16 protein-coding genes are annotated in these 13,360 nt (G+C 67.1%); 3 read left to right on the top strand and 13 right to left on the bottom strand.

Translation table 11 applies throughout. The features are described 5' to 3' along the window. Positions 1-4 precede the first annotated feature (4 nt). From ABZU69_RS26750 to ABZU69_RS26700, 11 genes are all read right to left on the bottom strand, one after another. Complete coding sequence (locus ABZU69_RS26750) at positions 5-1,795, bottom strand: replication initiator (RefSeq protein ID WP_354967080.1); 1,791 nt, start codon at positions 1,793-1,795, stop codon at positions 5-7. Beyond that, the gene (locus ABZU69_RS26745) at positions 1,795-2,055 is read right to left on the bottom strand and encodes a hypothetical protein (RefSeq protein ID WP_354967079.1); all 261 of its coding nucleotides are present in this window, start codon (positions 2,053-2,055) and stop codon (positions 1,795-1,797) included. Before ABZU69_RS26745 ends, ABZU69_RS26750 begins: the two co-directional genes overlap by 1 nt. Continuing rightward, positions 2,052-2,888 carry a DUF2637 domain-containing protein gene (locus ABZU69_RS26740; RefSeq protein WP_354967078.1) on the bottom strand — a complete coding sequence of 279 codons (837 nt, stop codon included), beginning with the start codon at positions 2,886-2,888 and terminating at the stop codon, positions 2,052-2,054. Before ABZU69_RS26740 ends, ABZU69_RS26745 begins: the two co-directional genes overlap by 4 nt. Beyond that, the gene (locus tag ABZU69_RS26735) at positions 2,875-3,165 is read right to left on the bottom strand and encodes a hypothetical protein (protein ID WP_354967077.1); all 291 of its coding nucleotides are present in this window, start codon (positions 3,163-3,165) and stop codon (positions 2,875-2,877) included. Before ABZU69_RS26735 ends, ABZU69_RS26740 begins: the two co-directional genes overlap by 14 nt. Further along, positions 3,162-3,572 (bottom strand): RRQRL motif-containing zinc-binding protein, encoded by a 411-nt coding sequence (locus ABZU69_RS26730; RefSeq protein ID WP_354967076.1) that lies wholly within the window; start codon positions 3,570-3,572, stop codon positions 3,162-3,164. The genes ABZU69_RS26735 and ABZU69_RS26730 overlap by 4 nt, the downstream gene beginning before the upstream one ends. Next, the gene (locus tag ABZU69_RS26725; protein ID WP_354967075.1) at positions 3,569-3,868 is read right to left on the bottom strand and encodes a hypothetical protein; all 300 of its coding nucleotides are present in this window, start codon (positions 3,866-3,868) and stop codon (positions 3,569-3,571) included. The genes ABZU69_RS26730 and ABZU69_RS26725 overlap by 4 nt, the downstream gene beginning before the upstream one ends. Continuing rightward, positions 3,865-4,263 carry a hypothetical protein gene (locus ABZU69_RS26720; protein ID WP_354967074.1) on the bottom strand — a complete coding sequence of 133 codons (399 nt, stop codon included), beginning with the start codon at positions 4,261-4,263 and terminating at the stop codon, positions 3,865-3,867. Before ABZU69_RS26720 ends, ABZU69_RS26725 begins: the two co-directional genes overlap by 4 nt. A 96-nt stretch (positions 4,264-4,359) precedes the next feature. Beyond that, positions 4,360-4,803, bottom strand: a complete 444-nt coding sequence (locus ABZU69_RS26715) for a hypothetical protein (protein ID WP_354967073.1) — start codon at positions 4,801-4,803, stop codon at positions 4,360-4,362. Continuing rightward, entirely contained in the window at positions 4,800-5,672 is an 873-nt protein-coding gene (locus ABZU69_RS26710) for an FtsK/SpoIIIE domain-containing protein (protein ID WP_354967072.1), read from the bottom strand. The genes ABZU69_RS26715 and ABZU69_RS26710 overlap by 4 nt, the downstream gene beginning before the upstream one ends. An 84-nt stretch (positions 5,673-5,756) precedes the next feature. After that, positions 5,757-6,689: a hypothetical protein gene (locus ABZU69_RS26705; protein WP_354967071.1), complete on the bottom strand. Its 933-nt coding sequence runs from the start codon at positions 6,687-6,689 to the stop codon at positions 5,757-5,759. Positions 6,690-6,932: 243 nt separating this feature from the next. After that, positions 6,933-7,253, bottom strand: coding sequence for a hypothetical protein (locus ABZU69_RS26700; RefSeq protein ID WP_203123010.1), 321 nt, complete (start codon positions 7,251-7,253; stop codon positions 6,933-6,935). Positions 7,254-7,397: 144 nt separating this feature from the next. Here ABZU69_RS26700 and ABZU69_RS26695 point away from each other — a divergent pair, with 144 nt between their 5' ends. From ABZU69_RS26695 to ABZU69_RS26685, 3 genes are all read left to right on the top strand, one after another. Then, on the top strand, positions 7,398-8,264 hold the full coding sequence (locus ABZU69_RS26695; protein ID WP_354967070.1) for a GntR family transcriptional regulator: 867 nt from the start codon (positions 7,398-7,400) through the stop codon (positions 8,262-8,264). Beyond that, positions 8,261-8,974, top strand: a complete 714-nt coding sequence (locus ABZU69_RS26690) for an HAD hydrolase-like protein (protein ID WP_354967069.1) — start codon at positions 8,261-8,263, stop codon at positions 8,972-8,974. The genes ABZU69_RS26695 and ABZU69_RS26690 overlap by 4 nt, the downstream gene beginning before the upstream one ends. A gap of 218 nt (positions 8,975-9,192) precedes the next feature. Beyond that, on the top strand, positions 9,193-10,308 hold the full coding sequence (locus tag ABZU69_RS26685) for a MerR family transcriptional regulator (RefSeq protein WP_354967068.1): 1,116 nt from the start codon (positions 9,193-9,195) through the stop codon (positions 10,306-10,308). Positions 10,309-12,274: 1,966 nt separating this feature from the next. Here the strand turns inward: ABZU69_RS26685 and ABZU69_RS26680 are convergent. Together ABZU69_RS26680 and ABZU69_RS26675 are read right to left on the bottom strand one after the other, a co-directional pair. Next, complete coding sequence (locus ABZU69_RS26680) at positions 12,275-12,430, bottom strand: hypothetical protein (RefSeq protein ID WP_354967067.1); 156 nt, start codon at positions 12,428-12,430, stop codon at positions 12,275-12,277. A 557-nt stretch (positions 12,431-12,987) separates the two neighbouring features. Further along, positions 12,988-13,360 (bottom strand): transposase family protein (locus tag ABZU69_RS26675; protein ID WP_354967066.1); only part of this gene is annotated, 373 nt, incomplete at its 5' end.

Here is a 13,360-nt window from a genome sequence, read left to right as displayed (position 1 = left end):
CTGGTCAGGCGGCGACCGGCACGGTGCCGGCGGGGGTGGTGCCGAGTTCGTGGGCGAGTTCTTCGCGGCCGGTGGCGTGTCGTGCGCGGGCGAGTGCGGCGGCGGTGTTGGCGAGGAGTGCGTCTCCGGTGGTGTGCCAGCCGACGCCGGCGAAGGTGAGGGTGCCGACGATGAGGGTGGTGTCGTCGGGGTGGTCGGCGGCCCTGATGGGGTCGCGGTCGCCCTGGTCCTGGTCGTCGTGGCGTCGGTAGGTGACGCGGGTGTCGCGCAGGAGTTGGAAGGTGACCGAGTAGCGGCGGGCTTTGGTGAGGAAGTGGCCGCCGAAGCCGAGCATGTGTGCCCACCTGCGCAGCCGGGCGTAAGGGTTGTCCGTGGTCGGTTTCGTGGGTTCGGCGTCAAGGGCGGCTTGACGGTGGGCGACGCAGGTGGGGCAGGCGGCGTAGCGGGTGTGGGTGCCGCAGTCGGGGCATTCCCAGCGCTTCACGAAGCCGGGCCGGGGTCGGTGGTCCCGGGGCCGCTGCGAGAGCGGGACGGGTGTGGTGGTGGGTCGGCCGATGCGCCAGCAGGCGTCGATGAGGCGGGCGGTGTGGTCGCCGTCGGGGTCGGCGTAGTCGCCGATGCTGTCCAGGTCGAGACGGGTGGAGCGGTGCCCGGTTACCTCGGTGCTTTTGGTGGCGTACTTGGCAAGGTAGCCGGCGACCATGCCGTCGGTGACCTCACCGCTCCCGGTCAGGCTGATGGGACGGATGTCGAGCTGCGTCCCCCAGACGACCGGCCAGCCGGCGGGATAGTCGGGGTGGGCCGGGGTGGTGTAGTCGACCTGGTCGGCAGCGTGGCGGATCGCGTCGTCGAGGTCGGCGGCGGTGAACCCGACCGGCGGTGGGATCACGGCGGTCGGGTCGGTGGGGTCGACGCCATCCAGGCGCACCAGGGCGTGGAAGTGCACTGCTCCGCGTGCCTGGAACTCGGCGGCTTTGCCATGGGACAGCCGCACGGGGGCGACCGTGCGGACCTTGCCCGAGGCCGTGAGTACCCGGGTCGGGGGGATGCCGCGTCGGCGGGCGAGTTGGGCCAGGTGGCGTTCCGCGGCTTGCTTGGTGCGCCGCCACAGTTCCCCGGTGAACACGTTCCACACGACCTGGTGGTCATGGTCGTAGCAGTCCAGGCACAACGGCTGACCGAGGACAGCGTCTGCCGGTTCGTGGCGTGCCCAGCACACGGCCGGGCGACCGTGGGCGCAGAGGCCGGCGGTGGCGTCGGTGCTGCGGCGGGCGTGGCAGGGGTCGGGTCGGCAGTCGCAGCGTTTGCGGTTGGCGCAGGTGTGCCGTTTGACCGCGCGGACGTGCACGGGGCCGAAGGACGGTGCGGTGAACGTGGCGAACACCGCCGGGTGCCCGGACACCGTCGCGGGGACGCCTTTGCCGCCGACGAGGCCGGCGCGCAGGAGTTGGTAGGCGTCGCGTTGGTAGACGCCAGCGCAGGTGGGGCAGACGGTGGCGCGTCGGTTGCCGCACGCCTTGTAGATCGCGGCGTCAGGCATGGCGTCGGTGTGCCGGGCGTCCAGGAGTCGGCCGGTGGCGGGTTCGACGGTGAGGAGCTGCCCGGCGAGGCGGACGGGGCGGGTGCAGCCGGCGGCGGCGCGGACGTGCTCCAACCAGCCGAAGTAGTCGGGTTGCTGGGAACGGGTGAACGCGGAGCCGGCGGCGGTGTAGCCGACGTAGGGACTGGTGGTGTCGGCGTTCGAGCCCACACCCCGGGCCGTGGCGCGGGGTGTGAGGTCCAGCGTCGAAACCATCAGCCGACGACCTCGTGGTGTCGGGTGGTGATGGTGTGTTGGGTGACGATGATGCGGCAGGCGCCGCACTGGCGGTCGGCCGGTTCGTGTCGGTGACACGCGATGGTGGCGGTCGTCGCGCCGCAGCGGATGGTGACCGGGGTCCGGCAGGGTCCGCCGGGGATGACGTGGATGACGGTGCGTCGGGTGTCGTAGGGGTGCGCCTCGACGTAGGCGGGGCAGGTGTGGGTGACCTGCTCGATGTCGACGACGTGAATCATCGGGCACCACCAACGGGGGTGCCGTTCACGATGGCCGGGGTGTGGCCGGTGATGGTGTGCAGCAGTTCCCGGGCGATGTCCGGGGTGACTGAGAGCAGGCCGGCGAGTTCATCGGTGGTGATGGGTCGGCCGGTGCTCTGTTCGTGGCGTCCGATGACGAACCGGGCGGTGGGCATCAGGTGCGCCGGAACCTCAGGCCGGGCCACCGGGATCGGGGTGAAGGCGGGTGCCGTGATGGCGGCCGGGACTGGTGCCGGCGGGATGTCGACGACCGGAGCAGGTGCCGGCGTGGTGTCGACGGGCGGCGTGGTTGCCGGGGTGTCGGTCGGCTCGGCGGCCGGTGCCGGGGTGAGGTCGTTGACGGCGGCGAGGAGGGCGGCGGCTTCGGCTTGGATGGCGGCGAAGTCGGGGCGGATGCGTCCGGCGACGAGTTCGACGCCGATGACGAGGACGACGACCAGGGCGAAGACCAGGCGTAGGCCGAGGCTGCCGGGGGAGGCGAAGTTGATGGTGGCCGACAGCAGTGCGGCGGCGGCGAAGACGACCAGGGCACCGCGTTTGGCGTCTTTGGCGATGCCGGAGGTGCGGACGACGGTCAGCATCGACACCATGGCGGCGTCGAAGATCAGCGGCACGAGGTAGGCGAAGTAGCCGGCGTTCTGCGCCCACAGGTAGTGGGCCTGGTGCAGATAGCTGGTCAGCAGCGCACCCAGCAAGACGAACCGGTTGTAGCGCTTGATGGAGCCGATCGCCTTGAGCATCGTCGGCACCGCGTTGCGGGCGTACTCGGCGGCGAACTGCTCAGTGACGGTGACTGGGTCAGTGGTGGCCATGGGGAGTCACCTCCGTGGCGTGGTCGCGGTCGACGAGGTCGATGACGCCGGAGCAGCCGAGGCAGAACAGCGGGGACAGGCCGAGGACGGCCATGCTGTTGAGGAAGCAGGGCATGCAGGTGAAGTCGGCGGGGAACAGTCCCTCGCCCTCACAGATGCCGCAGACCGGCAGGCAGGCCGGGCAGGGCGTGAAGACGGGGCCAAGGATGTCGTGGATGCCGGCAGGGGTGTTCTGCTCGATGCACCACAGGCAGGGGTCAGACAGGTTGAAGCTCACGACGGGTTCCCTTCGTGGCAGTCGAGGCATTCGCCGTAGCGGCGGGGGATGTAGTAGGGCTTGACCTGGGCGCAGACGCGGCAGGTCCGGCGGGCGCGAAGCGCTTTGGCGATGGCCTCCCGCTGGGCGGGTGTGGCGGTGCGCTTCGGTGCGGCCATGTCGAGGCGGTAGAGGTAGGCGACCCGACGGTTCTTGCGGTGCCGCCAATAGATCTGCGCGATGGGGTCTTGGCCGTTGGGGCGAAGGCCGGCGGCACGGAGCTGCCGCACGGTGGCCAGGCCGTCCGGGGCGCAGTGGTAGGGGAAGGTGGGGAACCCGTAGCGGGTGCCGAGCGGGTCGTAGAACTCGACCCGGATGCCGGTGCGGTCGGCCAGGTTGTCAAGGTCGACGCTGCGAAGGTCGGTCATGGCTTGTCTCCCCAGCGCTGCTGGGCGGCCTGCTTGGAGATGCCGAGACGGGAGCCGATCTCCGCCCAGGAGTAGCCGAACGCACGAAGGCCGATCACGGCCTCACCGATGGCGTCGTCGATCACCGATGAGAGGGCGACCAGGTCGCGCAGTGCTTCAACGTCACCGGTGGCGACGCGGCGGCCGTGAGCGCGGATGATCCGGCGGCCGAACGCGGCGAACTCGTCGTTCTCGACCACATTGCGGCGCTTCTGTCGAGGCAGGTTCGGCGTCAAGGGCTTCTTGACGGCGCTCATCGGTTTCCGCCCCCCTGGGTGTGGAGGGAGTCCCACCGGTCAGCGGCGGCGTTGAGGGCGTGGATGACCTCGGCGATGGTGCGTCCGGGGCGGTCGTTCCATCCGAACAGCTCGGACGATGCGGTGAAGCCGAGGTAGTCGAGCAGCGCGTACGCGGCGGCGCGGTAGTCGCCGCACTCGGGCCGGGTGGTGAAGAACGGCAGTTCAGTGGCGACGCCGTAGGCGGCCATGCCGATAGCGCCGGAGATGCAGGCGCGGGGGGTGAGGGCGTCGAAGACGATCGTGTAGTAGTCGCCCTGGGTCCAGCCGTGCCGGAGCAGGTAGAGGGCAGACATCCGCAGCAGGTCAGCGGGGGTGACCTGTGCTGCGGTGGGTGGGTTGTGGGTAGCCTTCATGGCAGCCACGTCCTTTCGGGGCTGTTGGTGGGAGGTCGGCAGGACCAGCTCTGCTGCCAGGCGAAATCTGGTCCTGTCGGCCGTTCTTGTTGGTGGTCAGCAGCCGGGGCAGTGGCGTTTGCCGCTGCCGGTACAGCCGCGCAGGGCGGCGAGGATGAGCGCGGCGACGGCCAGGAGGCCGGCGATGATGGCCGCGTGGTCGGCCAGGAACGCCACCAGGTAGGCGACGGCGGCGATGACACCGGCCAACACGGTGCCGGCGGCGGTGGTGATGGCGATGACCCGCCGGGTACGACGGACGCGACGGGGCCGGGCGCGGTCGGTGATGTGGGTGCGCGGGGAGGTGACCCGCACCGGACGAGGGCCGGCGGTGGTGTCGACCAGGCGCAGGGCGACCCGGATACGCGGGTCGGTGGGCGACACGGGCCGGGGTGCGGTCATCGAGACCAGGGTTCCGGCGCTGTGGTGGTTGCGGATGACGTTGGCGACCTGTTCGGGCAGGCCGATCAGGGTGTGGTCGCGGTAGCCGATGGCGGTCATGCGGCGATCTCCCAATCCATGCGGGAGCCAGCCGGGACGCTGCTGCCGCCGGTGGGGCGGCGGGTCCAGGCGGCGTAGTCGGCGATGTTGTAGATGTCGGTGTCGGTGAGGTAAGCGGCCTTGATGCGGCGGGGAACGCCGCCTTCGGCCAGGAGGTAAGCCGCGCCCTGATTGGTGGGTGAGATGTCGGAGGCGGTGTAGCCCTGCTCGGCCCAGCCTTGGCCAAGGATGATGTTCGAGCTGTTCAGCGAGGTGCACCGGAATGCGGCCCGGTAGCCGAACAGGTCCCGCAGGCTGGCGGGGATGATGTCCCACGACGGCCGCTGAGTCGCGGCGACGACAGGCATGCCGCAGGCCCGGCCTAGGGAGACGAGCCCGCGTAGCAGGGTGGAGAACTCTTCCTGTTGCTGCTTGGTGCCGAGCACCGTGGAGTACATGGCGAGTTCGTCGATGATGGTGACGATGACGGACATGCCGTCGCCGTCGGCGAGCTTGCGGCGCCGGTTCGCCAGCAGCCAGGCGTAGCGGTTGGTGGCCACGACCAGGAGACGACGCAGCACGTCGATGCCCTGGTAGATGTCGGGGCCGATGAACGCGTCGGCGAGGTCACGCCAGGGGCCGAGTTCGACGAGTTTGGCGTCGAAGAGCACGAGGCGGGTGTTGTCGCACAGGGCGGCGTGGCCGCAGATGTTGTTGATCAGGCCGGACTTACCGCCTCCGGGTTCGCCTGCGGTGAGCAGGTTGCGGTAGATGACGTCCAGGTAGACGGGTTGGCCGAACTCGTCGATCCCGATGAAGATCGGGTCGAACATCGACAGGCCAGGACCCACCGGCACCGCATCCGCAGTGGTGGGAATCGTGGTGGTCATCAGGTGCCCTCCTTGGGCGTTGGTGGGCGCGAGAAGCCACACGAACGAGCCGCAATGGCCCCTCGCGTCCCGGGTGGGCGTAGGTCAGATCCAGTCGGAGGTGTCGTCGTCCGGCACGGACGACGAGGAAGCCGCGGGCTTGCTGCCGTTGGCGGTCGTGGCCGGCTTCTTCGCCGGCTTGCCCTGGGTCGGGAGGGTGACCGTCGGCATGTCGATGTCCGGCAGGTCCAGGGCGGTGGGGACCGTCAGCGGCGATGCCGAGACGGGGGCGGTCGGGTCGATCACGTCGACCAGCGGGGAACCGACGTGAGCGGTCAGCACCTCACGGCGTTTGATGTCGAACCGCAGGTAGGCGGCGTTGTTCTCCGAAGCGCGCTCGATGAGCACGGTGGAGGCGTGACAGGTGACCGCGATCTTGTCGAGGCGGCCTTCCAGGTCCTTGGCGGACAGGCCGGGACGCAGGTAGACCCAGACCCGCTCACCAACCGGCGTGGGGCGTGCCCACAGGATCAGCGGCAGCGAACCGGACTGGTTGGCGATGATGAACTGCGCGAAGCACACGCGCAGCCGATGGCGCACCACGAGGCACCATCCCCAGGCTTTGACCTGGCGGCGGACCGGGCGGATGACGGCGGGAACGCCGACGACCAGGGCGACCACGAGCAGGGTCACCACGGTCGGAGTGTGGTTCGCGAGCTGCACCCAGCAGGTGAGCAGCAGTACTACGAGGAACACTTCCAGGCTCCACCACCACAGCAGCCGGATCACCGGCCACACACGGACGAGCAGCCAGACGGCGGCACCGGTCGGCACGCCGATCAGGGCACCGACGAACAGGGACACGATGGGGTGCCAGTAAGAAGCGGCCACCACGGCCGCCAGAAGGCCGACGATGACCGCCGTCAGGATGAACGCCAGTTTGGCGTTACGCGCGGAGGAACGGTGAACCTTGGCCTCGATGACCGTCACCGTTCCGGTTGACCTGCCGCCGAAGCGGCGGGGGCTAGACTTGGACACGACGAGTCCTCCCTTGCACAAGGGGTGGATGAGTTGGAGGGCACGGGGTCGGCAGATGTAGGAATCGGTACCGACCCCGCGCCAGCTCTTGCGAGGTGCCACCACCGCAGGTGGTGACCGGACCAGGAACGTAGGAATCGGAATCGTTCCCGGGCCGTATGCAGTTTTGAGTTCAGCGGACCATCAGGCCGCTTCGATTGCCACGGACACCAGGTGGCTCACACAGCACGTCGTGCGAGGGACCTACTTGCCAGCCGGGGAACCAGTCTTCGGCTTCAGCGAGACCGCCCGGAACGCGACGCCGTTGCGCCCGTTGGTCGCCCACGGAATGGCCTCCAACTGCTCGACGGCCAGGAAGTCGCCCACCTTCACGCTCGGCTTCTCTCCCGCCGTGGTGATGGTGATGACCTCCCCGCCGTTCTCGTCGAGCACGAAGACCTGGGTGGACCACATGAGCCGGCCCGTGTTCTTCTCGGACTTCTGATTGCCGTTCTGGTCGTTCTTCGGCTCCGGGTCCTTCGACGCCGTCACCTGCTTGCTCGTGGTGTCCACGTACAGCTTCACAACAGACCTCCTGTGTCTGAGGCGCTTTCGCGCGGTTCCGGCTAGCTTGGCTAGCCATGTCAAACATAGACCGGCCTGGCTAGCCAAGCAACACCTTGGCGCGGGATTTTTCCGACCTGGCTAGTCAGGCTCTATCCTTGTGGCATGACGATGGAGCCTGACCAGCTGGCGGACCTGGACCCGGACGACTCTCGGCCTCAGTCCCAGCAGATTGCTGGGGTGCTGCGGGCCGCGATCCTCACCGGGAGGCTGGGCCCTGGCGACCAACTGCCTTCGCAGCCGGCCCTTGCGGCAAGGTACGGAGTAGCGCGGGAGACAGTGAAGAACGCGCTTGATGTACTACGCCGAGAGCGTCTGATCCTCTCGCGGCAGGGGAGCGGCTCATACGTGCGGGCGCAGACAGAGCGGCCGGTCGGGCTACGCCCTCACATAGAAGCCGCCTTCGCCAGCCCCAACGTGACCATCGACTTTGCGGGCTTCTCCGGCGAAACGCTGCACGGGGCCATGCAAGAGCCGCTCGACAAGATCCGCGCAGGCAGACTCGCGCCAGAGTCGGTGACCATCCGGATGCTGTTGGTTGACCTGAGTGTGCCTACGGGAGTGCCGTCACGAGCTGCCGACGGAATGGACGACCCCGCCGTACGTGCCCGAGCGGAACGGATTGTCCGTCGGCATGCCGAAGCGGTCGCTGAGTCTGTAGGCGAACTAGCTGCACTCGGTCTCATACGATCCGCGAGAGTCGAGATTCGGACTCAGGTCACCGCGCCTCAGTTCAAGCTATACGTCTTGAATGGGGTAGAAGCCTTTTTCGGCTTTTACCCCGTCGTGCAACACGCTGTCACCATCAAGGAGCAGCAGGTTTCGATCAATGACGTCATGGGAAAGGACGCCACCCTCTTCCACGTCTCCATTGATGATGAAGGCGGGGCGCTCGGCGCTGAGTACGTAAGCCAGGCGCAGACATGGTTCAACAGCGTATGGGACAACGTAGCGCGGACCTACGCGCTATGAGCGCCGTCGAGGCGCAAAGCCTTACCTTGGTGGCCAGCAGGGCCAGGATTTTGCTCCTTGACTTTGACGGCCCAGTCTGCGACATCTTTGCCGAATATCCTGCACCTCAAATCGCACAGGAACTTGTAGACCTGCTCGAAGAGTTGGGTCAACCTGTCGCCCCAGCACTGATCGGCGAGCGGGATCCTCTACAGGTTCTCCGAATCACTGGCCGCTTGTATTCGACCACGGTGCTCGGCAAGGTGGACGCGGCATTCCGTGCCGCTGAGTGCGCAGCCGCAAAGACAGCGATCCCCACGCCTGGCGTCGATGACGTGATCGAGTCCGCGCTAGCGACAGGGAGAACGCTGATTGTCGTAAGCAACAACTCGCGCGAAGCTGTCGTAGCTTACCTGAAGTCACACAGCTTGCTGGACTCCTTTGAGGCTGTCATCGGCCGGTACGAGGGGTTGAACCCGGAACTACTCAAGCCGGATAGGCATCTACTGGACCTTGCCTTGGAAGGGGATGAGGCCCAGCGAGCGACGTGTGTCCTCGTAGGCGACTCCACGACCGACATCCAAGCCGCGCAAGCAGCAGGCGTCGGCAGCATCGGCTACGCGAACAAGCCAGGGAAGAGCGAGGCGCTTACCCAAGTTGGCGCAGACGCGGTCATCCGCCAGATGACCGAGCTTTCGACCGCGCTTCGTGACGCACCTCGCGGCTGGTGACTTGGACAGCGCGGACAGGAAGCCGGCCGGACTGCCGGCGTGTGATCCGCCAACTGATCCGCTACGCACCTCCGCCAGGTGATGTGCGACAGGGGTCTAGGGCCTAGCGGCAGGTCGGCGGAGCGTGAACGCACGGTTCTGCCGATGAGCGGAAACTCGATCATGTCAGCAGCGAAGCGCTTGCTCCTCACGCGGCGTCATGCCACATAGTCGGTGACGTGGAGGAGCACCTGACCGTGGGGCGTGTGGCGGAGTTGGCCGGCGTCAGCGTCCGCACACTGCATCACTATGACGAGATCGGCCTCCTTGAGCCGTCCACGCGGACCGCGGCTGGGCACCGGGCCTACTCCCCGGGCGACGTGGAGCGACTCCGGGAGGTGCTCGCCTACCGGCGGCTCGGCTTCGGATTGCGGGAGATCGCGGATCTGGTTGACGATCCGGCCACCGACGCAGTCGCGCACCTGTGCCGGCTGCGCGGCCTGCTGATGGACCAGCGCGACCGCGCTGCCGCCATGGTGACGGCCATAGACAGGGAACTGGAGGCACGAGCAATGGGGATCAGGACGACGCCAGAGGAGCAACTGAAAGTGTTCGGCGCGCAGTTGTACGACGCCATCGGATCCGCGTACCCAGCGACGCGGCGCACCGAGCCACGGATCGCCGCGCGCATCTGGGATGCGCTGGGGGACGCACGAACGGTACTGAACGTCGGGGCCGGCACCGGCTCCTACGAACCCCCCGACCGCGACGTCACGGCGGTGGAACCGTCGGCGGTCATGCGGGCGCAGCGTCCCGCGGGCGCGGCGCCGTGCGTGGCCGCCGCTGCGGAGAGTCTGCCGTTCGAGGACCAGTCCTTTGACGCCGCGATGGCGGTCAGCACCGTTCATCACTGGCCGGACCCGGTCGCCGGGCTGCGTGAGATGCGGCGTGTGGCCCGCCGCGTGGTGGTGTTCACGTACGACGCCGATGACACCGGCTGGCGTCAGCGGTTCTGGCTCACCCGCGACTACTTACCTGAGTTCGCAGACCTCCTCGTCGGCTGGCCGTCCCTGGCCGACCTGACCCGCGCGATCGGAGGACGCGCGGAGCCGGTGCTCGTCCCGTGGGACTGCGCTGACGGCTTCTTCGAGGCACACTGGCGCCGGCCTGAGGCGTACTTGGACGAACATGTGCGCCGCGCGGTTTCGGTATGGACCAGAGTCGGACCGCAGGCTGAGCAACGGGCAGTCAGCACACTCCGCGAAGACCTTTCCTCAGGCCGGTGGGCCGAGCGCAACCGCGACCTCGTCGCCCTCGACACGGCAGAGCTCGGTCTCCGCCTGCTCGTAGCCTGAACCACCGTGCGCGAGAACGCCGCCAGAAAGCTGACCGCCGGGATCATTAGATACTGCCGCGGCGACGCTTGGCCTCCGCGGCGCGCTCAACCTGGACGTCCTTGCCGTACGGGTCGAGCTTGGACCTGTCGGCTCAGCTCATGAGCTGCATGAGAGAGCGACGCGCAGATCCGGTGCACGCTCATGCCGCGATCCGCGCGGACGTCGCAGATCAGTTGGCGGACGACTGTCGCACATCAGCCGACGGAGGACAGCCGGACTGCCGGCGATGTTGTGCAAAGTTTCTGTACGTCTTCAAGGCGGCCCGCAACGGGCCGCACGCGCCGCCGCCTGGGCGCGCGTCCGACGTTCCGCTATCGCTCCACGCCGACCACGCAGAACGCCCGTCAGCTGGCGCGGAAAGCGGGAAACCCGGGGCCGCCGGAGACGGTAGTGCGAGGTGTGGTTGAGGTTGGTGGGCCGGCAGCCGGCCGGGGCGCGGCGGCCGTCGCACCGCCGCGCCGTAGGGCGAGTCACCGCCGGCCGTGGTGGGGATGCGGCGCGGAGGATGCGGGGCCGCCCCTCCAGCCTCAAGGGTGCTACGCATCGCTGCGCGACGGCCCTACGGGCCGCCCTTGACCCTGGAGCCTCTGCGACCCCTCGGGCCGGCGTTGCCGGCAGGCGGGGGCCTGCCCGGGGTACACGCGCCGCATCCCCACCACGGCCTCATCGTCCAGCCGTCTCGCCTGCTTACGCTCTTGCCGCAGCTCGCTGTTTGGCTCTTTCCGCTACAAAGTGAGCGGTCGGATCCTCGGTGAGGATGCCTCTCGTGTCTCGGTGCCAAGCGACACCCGTCGCGTCTCGGAAGGTAGCTGAGATCTCGTAAGCATTCTCTCCCGCACCAAACGCTGGAGGCTCGCACACATCTCTTGGAGCTTTGACTCTGAAAGTCCCATTGGGAGGGATCACCGGAATGCTCACCCGATCAATGGCGGCCACGTCTGTGCGGGAGAAGAAGACGTATACATCAAAAACCGGGAGGTCCGAACCGTTCAAAAATACCGCGATAGGCTCCCATCTCCTAGCTTGAGCAGCTTGCCCACCCTCCAATGGGATCTGAACGAAGCTCTCCTCGCTCTCCGGATCCTCCTCCATCCAGACGCAGACCCGTTCGGGCTGAGCTCTCGCCGCTCGCAACTCCTGCTCATGCTGCCGCTGGCGCTCGATCTCATACAACTGGCGGGCGGTCCTCGAAGCGCGCCAAGCGTAGAAGAGAGCCGCAGTCGTTGAGATAGCCTGGGCCCATCCGGGCAGGTCACCGAGGTCGGGAGTCCACACATCGAGCCACTGTAGACGACCGGCGCCACTCTCGATCTCCGTCAAGGACGGCTTGACGGGAGTGCTCCGACCCTATCGAGACTACTTCTTCGCGTCTGGATTCTTCATCACATTCCGCAGCGCCGACCTTAGTTCTCCGATGCACTTCCGTGCCTCGATGACCACAGAGTTGCTTTCAGGTAGGTATGGATGGCCCATCGCGTTACCTTCCGCGTTCTCGTGGTACTCCCAGGAAAGATGATCCTCCGTCTTAATGAATGATCGCCACGCTTCCCGGATCTCTTGGGTGCCCAGCAAATCGACGCGGGCGGTTAGCTGTAGGGGGTGCACCAAATCTTTAGGCCCCAGTGAACCATGCGTTGGCTCGAACTCTGTTACGGCGTCTACTCGACGTGAGGACTCTTCCAGGTACTCGCCTACGTCGATATACAGCTGGATCCGTAGGTTCCGCAGGTGAGCCGCTCGGCTGTGACGGTGCGCAAATGAAGACGCCAACAAGGGAGCGGCCACAGTCGTCACGAGTCCAAGGCCGGCGAGGACAGCCGTTGCTTCCATAACTCAACAGACTCTCAGGTTCGCGCAAGTAGCAGCAGCGCGAGGGCTGGCGGGCCGATTGCAACCACCCGTAGCCACGGCTATCCAAGTTTCATCAGTGCATCAGCGCCGTTGTCAGGGTGGCGACCGCCGCCACGAGCCCGGCGAGGGCTGTCACCAAGGCGCTGAGGGCGGTGAGGTAGCCGACGTTGCGGGCGTGCGAGTCCTCGCGGCGGTTGGCCGGTTCTTCCCTGGTTGTTAGCCTGGGCACTCGATCTCCTCGTGGTGTCGTTAGCCAGCTGACTAGCACGGAGTTCGAACGCGGCACCCGTTCCGAGGCGGGTGCCGCTCCGTGCTTTCGGAGGCTTGCACAGGGACATGACAGTCCCGACGACGTGACGGACAGATGACCGACCGACGCCGAGTATCAGCCGTGTAAGTACTCCGGGCTGATCACATCACTGCGGCATGACACAGCACAACGAGGTCGGTGGACGAGCCTCAGGACAACCTGTGGACAACGGCAGACGATCAGTTGCCTGGCCTGTGGACGGCCTGTGTGGAGTGGCAACGGCGGATCTACCGGTTGTAGCCAGTTGTACGACAAACAGAACACACACCCTGTGGACAAAAAGTTTCACAAGCTGTGACGCAGGCTGAGGCTCCGTACCCGGGCTCATAGGGACAGTGCCAAGAGCGAGTGTCAGCAGGGGTGGACCTTGCCTACTCCGGACACGTCGGTAGGAGAGCTAGCGACGGGTGTGGGTCAACACTTACGACCTCGTGCGTGATTGGCCGGGGCACCTACCTGCGGCGAAGGAAGTCCTTTCATCGACTGTGAGGTGTGGCTCGTACGGCTTTGAGTGGCCTGGTCGTGTTCTCGGTGCGGTCGGTGTGCTGATGGTCGGAGAGCAGGCCGGCGATGGCGCGGATGGTGGCGTCGAGGTGTTCGCGTCGACCGTGGTAGCGGCCCAGGATCCGCCAGTTCTTGAGGTGTCCGATGACGTGCTCGACGCGGATGCGCTGTGAGGAGTGCCGTTTGCGGGCTGCCGCGTGCGCGGCGATGACGCTCGGCGGCAGCGAAGTCTGGCGTTTACGTGGCTTGTGCCTGGGGGTGATCACGGCGCCGGCGGTGTCGGCGCCGAGTCCTTGGTAGCCGGCGTCGGCGAGGACCTGAACGCTGACCGGTGCGTGCAGGAGG

The organism is Micromonospora sp. NPDC005206, from assembly GCF_040608175.1.
In the GTDB taxonomy this organism is placed as follows: domain Bacteria; phylum Actinomycetota; class Actinomycetes; order Mycobacteriales; family Micromonosporaceae; genus Micromonospora.
This window is presented reverse-complemented; position numbering and strand designations above follow the sequence as displayed.

What these genes read in the sequence shown, in the direction of transcription:
- ABZU69_RS26715 (WP_354967073.1), bottom strand. Translation starts at nt 4,803, where the DNA reads ATGACCGCCATCGGCTACCGCGACCACACCCTGATCGGCCTGCCCGAA.
- ABZU69_RS26750 (WP_354967080.1), bottom strand. Translation starts at nt 1,795, where the DNA reads ATGGTTTCGACGCTGGACCTCACACCCCGCGCCACGGCCCGGGGTGTG.
- ABZU69_RS26690 (WP_354967069.1), top strand. Translation starts at nt 8,261, where the DNA reads ATGAGCGCCGTCGAGGCGCAAAGCCTTACCTTGGTGGCCAGCAGGGCC.
- ABZU69_RS26710 (WP_354967072.1), bottom strand. Translation starts at nt 5,672, where the DNA reads ATGACCACCACGATTCCCACCACTGCGGATGCGGTGCCGGTGGGTCCT.
- ABZU69_RS26720 (WP_354967074.1), bottom strand. Translation starts at nt 4,263, where the DNA reads ATGAAGGCTACCCACAACCCACCCACCGCAGCACAGGTCACCCCCGCT.
- ABZU69_RS26745 (WP_354967079.1), bottom strand. Translation starts at nt 2,055, where the DNA reads ATGATTCACGTCGTCGACATCGAGCAGGTCACCCACACCTGCCCCGCC.
- ABZU69_RS26725 (WP_354967075.1), bottom strand. Translation starts at nt 3,868, where the DNA reads ATGAGCGCCGTCAAGAAGCCCTTGACGCCGAACCTGCCTCGACAGAAG.
- ABZU69_RS26730 (WP_354967076.1), bottom strand. Translation starts at nt 3,572, where the DNA reads ATGACCGACCTTCGCAGCGTCGACCTTGACAACCTGGCCGACCGCACC.
- ABZU69_RS26695 (WP_354967070.1), top strand. Translation starts at nt 7,398, where the DNA reads ATGACGATGGAGCCTGACCAGCTGGCGGACCTGGACCCGGACGACTCT.
- ABZU69_RS26740 (WP_354967078.1), bottom strand. Translation starts at nt 2,888, where the DNA reads ATGGCCACCACTGACCCAGTCACCGTCACTGAGCAGTTCGCCGCCGAG.